The 9,075-nt window shown below is 56.8% G+C and carries 10 protein-coding genes and 1 pseudogene; 5 read left to right on the forward strand and 6 right to left on the reverse strand.

From position 1 onward, the window contains the following. Nucleotides 1-1,130: 1,130 nt before the first annotated feature. Nucleotides 1,131-1,724 (reverse strand): HD domain-containing protein, encoded by a 594-nt coding sequence (locus ACR0LN_RS23505; protein ID WP_480433143.1) that lies wholly within the window; start codon nucleotides 1,722-1,724, stop codon nucleotides 1,131-1,133. Between the two features lie 205 nt (nucleotides 1,725-1,929). Here ACR0LN_RS23505 and ACR0LN_RS23510 point away from each other — a divergent pair, with 205 nt between their 5' ends. Together ACR0LN_RS23510 and ahcY are read left to right on the forward strand one after the other, a co-directional pair. Next, a complete protein-coding gene (locus ACR0LN_RS23510) occupies nucleotides 1,930-2,244 on the forward strand; it encodes a hypothetical protein (protein ID WP_480433144.1) in 315 nt (104 codons plus the stop codon). Nucleotides 2,245-2,346: 102 nt separating this feature from the next. Continuing rightward, a complete protein-coding gene (ahcY, locus tag ACR0LN_RS23515) occupies nucleotides 2,347-3,735 on the forward strand; it encodes an adenosylhomocysteinase (RefSeq protein ID WP_480433146.1) in 1,389 nt (462 codons plus the stop codon). Between the two features lie 57 nt (nucleotides 3,736-3,792). Here the strand turns inward: ahcY and ACR0LN_RS23520 are convergent, their stop codons facing one another. Beyond that, nucleotides 3,793-4,440 carry a DUF899 family protein gene (locus ACR0LN_RS23520; protein ID WP_480433147.1) on the reverse strand — a complete coding sequence of 216 codons (648 nt, stop codon included), beginning with the start codon at nucleotides 4,438-4,440 and terminating at the stop codon, nucleotides 3,793-3,795. Between the two features lie 198 nt (nucleotides 4,441-4,638). Here ACR0LN_RS23520 and ACR0LN_RS23525 point away from each other — a divergent pair, with 198 nt between their 5' ends. Further along, nucleotides 4,639-4,980 carry a DUF2853 family protein gene (locus ACR0LN_RS23525; protein WP_480433148.1) on the forward strand — a complete coding sequence of 114 codons (342 nt, stop codon included), beginning with the start codon at nucleotides 4,639-4,641 and terminating at the stop codon, nucleotides 4,978-4,980. 197 nt (nucleotides 4,981-5,177) lie between these two features. Here ACR0LN_RS23525 and ACR0LN_RS23530 read toward each other — a convergent pair whose 3' ends face one another. Genes ACR0LN_RS23530 through tsaD form a run of 4 tightly spaced genes read right to left on the reverse strand, consistent with a single transcriptional unit; the run spans nucleotide 5,178 to nucleotide 7,927 of the window. Continuing rightward, entirely contained in the window at nucleotides 5,178-5,600 is a 423-nt protein-coding gene (locus ACR0LN_RS23530; RefSeq protein ID WP_480433150.1) for an EVE domain-containing protein, read from the reverse strand. Next, a complete protein-coding gene (locus ACR0LN_RS23535; protein WP_480433151.1) occupies nucleotides 5,600-5,869 on the reverse strand; it encodes a YciI family protein in 270 nt (89 codons plus the stop codon). Before ACR0LN_RS23535 ends, ACR0LN_RS23530 begins: the two co-directional genes overlap by 1 nt. A 1-nt stretch (nucleotide 5,870) precedes the next feature. Further along, nucleotides 5,871-6,833: an NAD(P)H-dependent glycerol-3-phosphate dehydrogenase gene (locus tag ACR0LN_RS23540; RefSeq protein ID WP_480433153.1), complete on the reverse strand. Its 963-nt coding sequence runs from the start codon at nucleotides 6,831-6,833 to the stop codon at nucleotides 5,871-5,873. Continuing rightward, entirely contained in the window at nucleotides 6,830-7,927 is a 1,098-nt protein-coding gene (tsaD, locus tag ACR0LN_RS23545) for a tRNA (adenosine(37)-N6)-threonylcarbamoyltransferase complex transferase subunit TsaD (RefSeq protein ID WP_480433155.1), read from the reverse strand. The genes ACR0LN_RS23540 and tsaD overlap by 4 nt, the downstream gene beginning before the upstream one ends. Before the next feature lie 97 nt (nucleotides 7,928-8,024). Between tsaD and ACR0LN_RS23550 the strand changes: the two genes are divergently transcribed. Together ACR0LN_RS23550 and ACR0LN_RS23555 are read left to right on the forward strand one after the other, a co-directional pair. Further along, the gene (locus ACR0LN_RS23550; RefSeq protein WP_480433157.1) at nucleotides 8,025-8,738 is read left to right on the forward strand and encodes a uroporphyrinogen-III synthase; all 714 of its coding nucleotides are present in this window, start codon (nucleotides 8,025-8,027) and stop codon (nucleotides 8,736-8,738) included. Nucleotides 8,739-8,791: 53 nt separating this feature from the next. After that, a pseudogene (locus ACR0LN_RS23555) lies at nucleotides 8,792-9,075 on the forward strand (hypothetical protein); the annotation flags it as partial.

The raw sequence follows: 9,075 nt of genomic DNA on the forward strand, positions 1-9,075 counted from the left end.
GCGCGACAAGCACGGCGTCGCAACGCAGGCCGCGGAATAAGCACGCCTCAATCCAAACATCAGCGCCGCCCCAACAGGGGCGGCGTTTTTCCTTTTTTGGTTAACGCCTTACTCGTGCGTTTCAGTTTGCGAGGATGGGTTACAAACTTTGGGTCCAGCCGTCGCGCATGCGAGATCTGGCGTTTGTTCCCGCCGAATGGATTTAGAACGGGTTCCAGCGTGATTTCGTCGGAAAGCAGCCATTTCCGCGACGGGATTGAGTGGCATTACCGCGATGTTCTGCCAGGGTGTCGGCTTGCGCGAGACCTTCACATTCGCCAGTAGTAGCTATTCGATCGATACCGGCGCTCCCGATATTGATCCTCTGGAACGCCGGTGGGGCTTTCGTGATCATTTCACAAGGTCCAATCATTGCCGATGACATTTTCGAAAACCTCTCACACATCAGCTCAACTTTGCATACTGGCTGTCTCCGGTGGTCGGGAATTTCTAAGCCATGACTGGGATGCTCTCACCCAAAGCCACCGCATAAGAAACCGAGGTTTAGAAAGACAGCGGCGAGCCCGTCGCCGAAGGGCCGCCCTGACAAATTGGTGCCAACGCTTTTGTGGGATTGGTGCAAAACTCAGTTTTGGCCTGTATCTGGCGAAACGGGTTGAGCCCCAGAATCTTCGCCTCAACACGAATGGCCGGCTTCAGCATTGATCATTATGGGTCTGCCAAGAAAATTGCTTTCTGTTTCCATCCAAGCTGACAATAGGGTCCTGCGCATTGCCAACCAAATTGCGAATAAGGAATTTTACAGTGAAAGGTCCTGAAAGAAGGCCTTGAGCCGGCGACGTGTTCAAACCGTATGGCATTCATCCCGTTTTCGGTACAAAGGATCAGCCGGCTGCATCCTGCTTGCGTGTGTGCCCGGGAACCATTTCTGCCGTTTTGTTTGCGCACTTTTTTGACGTGTACTGGCTTATAAATTCAGATCACCGCGTGTTCATGGATCGGCTTGTCGCCTTCGTTTCGATCTTGCTACAGCGGCAACGAATCCAATCCTCCGCCGCTCATTGGGCAGTAGCACAAAGGTCGAAGGTCAAAGTTTGCACAGGACCCTTTGTGTGCCTCAAGACGACAGCTCACATCTGACTGAGAAGTTGGCCGTGCCGCTCCATATATGCGCGTCGAACCTCAAGCGGTGGGCGTAAGGTGATCTCCAACCCCTCCATTACTGCTTTGTCCGGTCGGCCAAAAAACCTTGTCGCCTCGGTTTCGGAAAAACCGGCAATCTGGGTGGCCTCCATCCAAGCGCTGATCTTGTCGGCTTTTTTGATTTGCCGTTTCACCGTTTTCGGCACTACAGCGGGCAAGCCAAAGCGGATGTGGATTGCCGCCGCCAGACGGTCATCCAGCGCGCCGTAATCGGGGCCAACGGCAGCTTTGACAGGGGAAATCATATCTCCGATCACATATTCCGGCGCATCATGTAACAAAGCCGCGAGCCTCCATTTGACCGGCGCTTTCGGTGCAATGCGACCAAAAAGCTCTTCAACCAGAAGGGAATGTTCGGCCACTGAATAAGAGAAATCACCCGCCGTTTGGCCGTTCCAACGGGCCACAAAGGCCAATCCGTGGGCGATATCTTCGATTTCTATGTCCACAGGGGTCGGATCCAGTAAATCCAGCCGTCGGCCAGACAGCATCCTTTGCCATGCTCTGGGTTGTGTTGCCATTTTGCCATGCCTTGTGAAGTGGGACACGTAAGTTTTGTGTTTTTGTGCTATGATGTACCCGTCGAGATCACCAGCTGCCAACTTTTTCTTGACCTAGCGTGCTTTGAATTGGCGCGTGGTGATACCGACATTTGTACTGAGGGGGGTGCATGCTCCTCCCAGTGTGCCCCTCTCGGACCGTAACGCGTATCGAAAGGAGCGACCTATGTTTAAGCGACTGTTTGGATTGACACTGGCCTTTGGGATGGCCGCGACCGCCCCGCCTGCCTTTGCCCAAAGCTGTGCACAGCGAGAGCATGTGATCGCCAAATTGCAGGACAGCTATTCCGAAGAGCTGACCTTTGGCGGATTGCAGAAAACCCGCGGTGCGCAGACGGTGATGGAGGTTTGGACCTCGAAGGAAACCGGGAGCTATACAGTTCTGGTGACCCGCGCGAACGGCATTAGTTGTATTGTCGCCGTTGGCACCGATTTTTTTGAAGCAACCCCAAAGATTAAACTGAAGGGCGAGCCAAGCTGATTTTAGCGGCGGAATACCCCGTTTCCGGCCATGTTCGTTGCCACCTGCCCCAAGGAGTGCTAGGGGCAGCCCGGACTGTGATTTACCGGAGTGGAGCACCTGATGGCCGGGGACTATATCGTAAAAGACATTTCGCTGGCCGGATTCGGCCGCAAAGAACTGGATATCGCTGAAACCGAGATGCCGGGCCTGATGGCGCTGCGGGCAGAATACGGTGAGAGCAAGCCTCTGTCAGGCGCGCGCATCGTCGGTTCGCTGCATATGACCATCCAGACCGCTGTTCTGATCGAAACGCTGGTTGCGTTGGGCGCGGACGTGCGCTGGGCGTCGTGCAACATCTTCTCAACACAGGACCACGCGGCGGCTGCGATTGCCGAGGCTGGTGTTCCGGTCTTCGCCATCAAAGGTCAGACGCTGGAAGAGCATTGGGATTATCTGGACAAATCCTTCCTGTTCGACGAAGGCCCGAACATGATCCTGGACGATGGCGGCGACGCGACGCTGTATATTCTGCTGGGTGCCCGCGCCGAAGCAGGCGAAGACATCATCCCTGTTCCGGGCTCGGAAGAGGAAGAGGTGATCAAGGCCCAGATCGCCAAGCGCATGGCTGCGTCTCCGGGTTGGTTCACCAAAATGCGCGACCAGATTCAGGGCGTGTCCGAGGAAACCACCACCGGCGTGAACCGTCTGTACCAGTTGGTGAAAGATGGCCACCTGCCGTTCCCGGCGATCAACGTGAATGACAGCGTTACCAAGTCGAAATTCGACAACAAATACGGCTGTAAGGAATCGCTGGTTGACGGTATCCGCCGCGCCACCGACACCATGATGGCCGGTAAGGTTGCCGTGGTTTGCGGTTATGGCGACGTTGGCAAAGGCTCGGCCGCATCGCTGCGTGGCGCGGGTGCCCGTGTGAAAGTCACCGAAGTAGACCCGATCTGCGCGCTGCAGGCTGCGATGGACGGGTTTGAAGTGACCCTGCTGGAAGACGAAGTCGCCAGCGCGGACATCTTCATCACCACCACGGGCAACAAGGACGTGATCCGCATCGAGCATATGCGCGAGATGAAGGACATGGCCATCGTCGGCAACATCGGTCACTTCGACAACGAAATTCAGGTCGCCAACCTGCGCAACCATAAATGGACCAACATCAAGGAACAGGTGGACATGATCGAGATGCCCTCGGGCAACCGCATCATCCTGCTGTCCGAAGGCCGTCTGCTGAACCTCGGCAACGCTACCGGTCACCCGTCCTTCGTGATGTCGGCCTCATTTGCCAACCAGGTTCTGGCGCAGATCGAGCTGTTCACCAAGGGTGACCAGTACGAAAACAAGGTCTACATCCTGCCCAAACATCTGGATGAGAAAGTGGCCCGCCTGCATCTGGACCGTATCGGCGTGAAATTGACCAAAATGGACAGCGATCAGGCAGCCTATATCGGCGTGAAACCCGAAGGCCCCTACAAGCCCGAGCATTACCGTTACTGATTTCAGTAAATCTCGGAAACGAAACGGCGGCCGATTGGCCGCCGTTTTCTTTTGCCGTCAACGGATCGTCGGTATGAAATCCCCCCGGCCTTGTGGCGTGAAGTCCAGTATGTTCCACAACGACCAAGCCGCATCCACATGCCGCGGATGCCAGTCGCTGGGCTCGAAAAACAGCTCAGAGCTCCAGAAATGAGTGATACTGTCCTGATCACGTTGAAAGACGTTCAGGATCGGCAATTGGCTTCCATCCTCGGCCTGGGCCAGATAGTCACGCTGATAGTCCGTACCAAGCGCGGAATAGAGTGGCAGATCGTTCCATTCCATCTTTGCTTTGAGTTCTGAAAGTTTTTCAGAGGTGTTCTGTGCCACGACAGCAAAAGAAATTTTCTGCGAAATATGTGCGACTTGCCCATTCAACCCGTCCAGAAACGCCGAGCACATGGGGCAGGGTAATTTTGCATTCTCGCCATACATAAGCGAGTAGATCGCCAGCGTACTATGAGAGCCAAACAAAGACGACAGTGGTGCAGGCTCACCCTGCTCTGACCGGAAGGCATAATCTTCAGGGATTTCCCCACCTTTGGGCAGGCTGCGCCTTAGGCTTGCTAGGTCTTCAACTCTGGATCTTAAATCGGCTTCCGCCCTCAGCAATGTGTTTCGGGCGGCTCTGTATTCTGGGCTCTCATTTGGCAGTGATACGGGCATTGTGACCTCCTGAGTCCAAGCGGCATTTTATATTTAACAATATTGTTAAATAATACGACGCTAAAATCAAGCCTATCGAAGACAACAAGGTATTAGGGGGAAAGCTGAAGATTTTTCCCTTTGTTCAATTATGGGGGGCCGTTACCGTGTCTACGGCGCTGGTATAGCCGGAAACCAATTTCGAACCAGGAGATGACAATGGGAAAACGCGACGAACTGATCGCCAAATATGCAGAAGATCTGAAAGAAAAATGCGGTATGGACGCGGATATGGATCTTCTGACCAAAGTCACCATCGGCTGTGGTCCGGCGATCTATGACGCCGACGCCTCGACAGTGGCTGCCACGCAAGAAGGTGAGCTTGAGACGGTTAAGACCAACTTCCTTATCAAGAAACTGGGCCTGTCCGACGGACCCGAATTGTTGGAAGGGATCAACAAAGTTCTGGAAACCTATGGCATGTCCGAGCGCAACAAATACCGCGCCGTGGTCTATTACATGCTGACCAAGCATTTCGGCAAAGAGTCCGTTTACAACTAATTGCTCCCATGCGTCTGCCCCGGGCAGGCGTTTTCAATTTTAAACACTTGGCGTTTGTAAAAGCCGCCGGGTTTCGACTAGTGTCAGAGTGTGACTAGGACGGTCAGAGCCAAAGATTTCCAGACGCGTGTGGTGAGTAGGGAGCACGCGGGGGTAGGGAAGGTTCTGCATCCGTCAGGGCCTTCCCTTTTTGGCGATCAATCGGGTTGTGTCCGACCCAGTGCGCAGATTACGTGCCATTCTTCGTCGCTGACTGGCTGTACCGACAGGCGCGAGTTTTTCACCAGCACCATCTGATCCAGGCGTTCGTCCGCCTTGATCTGGTCCAGCGTGACCGGAGTTGCGAAGGGTCGCACCGCCTTTATGTCCACGCACTCCCAGCGTTCATCATCGGTGGTGCTGTCGGGGTGGGCTTCGGCACAGACCTCGACAATGCCGACGATCGCCTTGTCCTTCTGAGAATGGTAAAAGAACCCGCGATCGCCGATTTGCATCTGACGCATGAAATTGCGCGCCTGATAGTTGCGCACGCCGTCCCATTCCTCGCCGGTTTCACCCTTGGCGACCTGCTGGTCCCAGCTCCAGGTCGAGGGCTCGGATTTGAACAGCCAATACGCCATCAGCCGATCACCCGCTTCCAGGGGATCAGGTCAACAGACTGGAACAGACCCGCCTTGGCGTAAGGATCATTGTCGGCCCAGTTTTGTGCAGCGGCCAAATCCTCAACCTCTAAAATGACCAGTGAGCCGATCATCGCGTCACCGTCCAGCAAGGGACCAGCTTGCGAGACGACGCCGGTTTCCTCGATATAGGCCAGGTGGTCGGCGCGGTTGTCCAGCCGAGTTTGCAGGGCGCCGTCCTTGTCCTTGGCGATCAGGGCGATGAGCATGTTATTCCTCCTTGAGGGGTCGGTTGAGCAGGGTTTGAATGGCCTGGGTGACACTATAGGTGCCGTGGCTCAGGTCGGCCACCGTGGCACTGATGGGCATGTCCAGACCTTCGGCAGCGGCGATCTCCGCCATGGCGCGCGCGGTGGCGACGCCTTCGACTGTGGTTTGAGTGTCAAATGGCTGATTTCGACCCAAACACAGGCCAAAACGGTAGTTTCTGGACAGTTCGGATGAGCAGGTCAGCACCAGATCGCCCAGCCCAGACAGACCCATTAACGTGTCAGTGCATGCGCCGCGCATCAGGGCAAAGCGCTGCATTTCGGCAAAGCCGCGCGTCATCAGGGCGGCGCGGGCGCTATCGCCCAGCCCAGCCCCAATGGCAGCACCGCAGCCAATGGCCATGACGTTTTTCAACGCACCTCCCAATTCTGCACCGATCACATCGGTGGTGCGATAGAGGCGCAGATTGGCGGTCGTCAGTTCCGTTTGCAGCGTTTCGCTCTGTTCACCGTCCTCGCAGGCTAACGTCAACGCCGTTGGCAGACCGCGCGCGATGTCGTCGGCAAAGCTGGGTCCGGTCAGAAGAGCCGGGCGCGCGTCGGGGATGGTTTGTTGGATCACCGAAATCGGCCCGAGGCCCGAGGTCAGTTCGATCCCCTTGCAGCATGCCACCAGCGTCTTCCCAGCCAGGACCGAGGCATGTTCCGTCAGTGCGGCCCGCAGTTTCTGCATAGGTACAGCCAGCAACAGCACGTCGGCGGTTGCAGCGGTCAGAATGTCCGCCGTTACCGAGATTTCATCCGGCAAGGTCACATTCGGCAATCGCGCAGAATTTTCACGGCTGCCCTGCATGTGCTGGGCCTGTTCAGCACTTCGCGACCACAATGTTACTAGCCCCTTACCAGCCAGCGAAATCGCCAGAGCCGTACCAAACGCACCAGATCCAAGGACGGAAACACTCATGCCTTGGCCCCTTTCTTACCGCTGCCCAGCATAGCAGGGCTGGTCTGGTCCAGAGGCCAGCGGGGACGGGCGGTCAGGTCCAGTCCGTCGCGCGCACCGGTGCGAAACCGCTCCATCCCTGCATAGGCGATCATGGCGGCGTTGTCGGTACATAGGGCCAGAGGTGGTGCGATAAAACGGGCGCCTTTCTCGTCGCATACAGTCTCTAATGCGGATCGAATGGCCGAATTTGCGGCTACGCCCCCTGCTACGGCGATTACCGGATCAGATGGGTTTTCTTCCAGATAGCGATCAATCGCACGGCGGGTTTTCTCGGCCAGCGTGTCTACGATGGCCTGCTGGAATCCGGCGCACAGATTGGCGCGGTCCTGGCGGGTCAGCCCGCCTTTTTCGGCGACAATTTGGTCCCGCATCCGCATCAGCGCGGTCTTGAGCCCCGAGAAAGACAAATCACATCCCGGTCGATCCAGCAGAGGCCGGGGAAAGCGGAATCGCTTGGGATCGCCAGATTGCGCCTCAGCCTCGACCGAGGGACCGCCGGGTTGCGGCAGGCCCAGCAAGCGGGCAGTTTTGTCGAACGCCTCACCCGGAGCGTCGTCGATGGTGCCGCCCAGACGGGTGAATTGTTCGGGCCCATGGGCGATCAAATATTGGCAATGACCGCCCGAAACCAACAGCATCAGATAGGGAAAGGTGATTCCGTCAGTCAGGCGAGGCGTCAGCGCATGGCCGGCCAAGTGGTTCACTCCGATCAGAGGCAGGCCGGTCGCAGCGCTCAGCCCTTTGGCGCACATGACCCCGGACATGACGCCACCGATCAGCCCCGGTCCGGCGGTAACAGCGATGGCATCCATATCGGATAGGGACAGGCCAGCGGCCTGCAACGCCTGCACGATGCAAATATCCAACTTTTCTGCATGAGCCCGCGCGGCAATTTCGGGTACCACGCCGCCAAATGCGCTGTGCAATTCGGTCTGGCCATGCACGATGGACGACAATACTTCGGCCCCGGACCCGTCGGTCTGGCGCACGACCGCAGCGGCCGTGTCATCACAGCTGCTTTCCATTCCGAGGACGGTAAGTGTTTGCACCATTGGCCTGATCCGTTACACCATGATTGCCAAGCGGGGTATCACCCTGCGCGGACGCAAACAATCCCAAGGCCGAGGGCGCCGACCATTGTATTTGCTGATGACCCGCCCGCGCGCAGCCTCTGAAAGGTTCGTTGCGCAGTTGCCAACCCGCACCAGATCCCGGGTTGAGGTCATCTATTCCCCGATCCTGGAAATCAAGCCTTTACCGATCAGCGTGGATACCAACGACGTGCGGGGGTTGATCTTTACCTCGGCCAACGGTGTAAACGCTGCGATTTCTCAGGGGTTGTCGCGGGATATGCCCGCCTTTTGCGTCGGCCCTGCCACCACCGGTACAGCCAAGGGCGCGGGTTGGGATGCGCAGATGGTTGGCGCGACTGCCGAGGAACTGGTGGCCAACTTGATCAAACACCGGCCCGACAGTCCGCTGTTGCACCTGCGTGGAGAACACAGCCGCGGCAATGTAGCCACCCGCCTGACCGAGTCGGGTTTGACCGTGCGTGAACAGGCTGTCTACCAACAACACCTGTTGCCGCTAACACCCGAGGCGGAGCAAGCTGCCAACGGAAAAGTTCCGGTAATTGCGCCCCTTTTTTCGCCCAGGACGGCGCGACAATTTGCCGATATTTGGGCTGGATTAGCCCCTTTGTGGCTGGCCGCGATTAGCGAAGCGACCGCCGAACCCCTTTATTCCTTGGACTATGCGCGATTGAAGATCGCCAAAGAGCCGACCCCAAAGAAAATGGGGAAAGCCGTTAAAAAGCTTGTGAAACATGCGATGCGGGTTGAGGGTGACGAGACCACCGATTAACTTAGAGTGGCCTGTTATTCATGAGATTTTGGATTCGATAAGGGGAAGTTGCGGTGGCTCGTAAGAAGAAAACCGATCAAAAGCCGGTGGAAGACCCCAAGTCGGAAGATCTGATCACCCCGGCATCAACACCGGATGAAGCACCTGTTGACCTGCCCGATACAAAGGCAGAGTCGGCGCAGGACGATGTCGCCAAGCCCGAAGAAACTACTGTTGACGCTTCCGATCCAGTAGATGAGAGCCTTTCCGAAGCCGAAGCCGAAGCCGAAGCCGAAGCCGAAGCCGAAGCCGAAGCCGAAGCCGAAGCCGAAGCCGAAGCCGAAGCCGAAGCCGAAGC

The organism is Ruegeria sp. AA6, assembly GCF_056542865.1.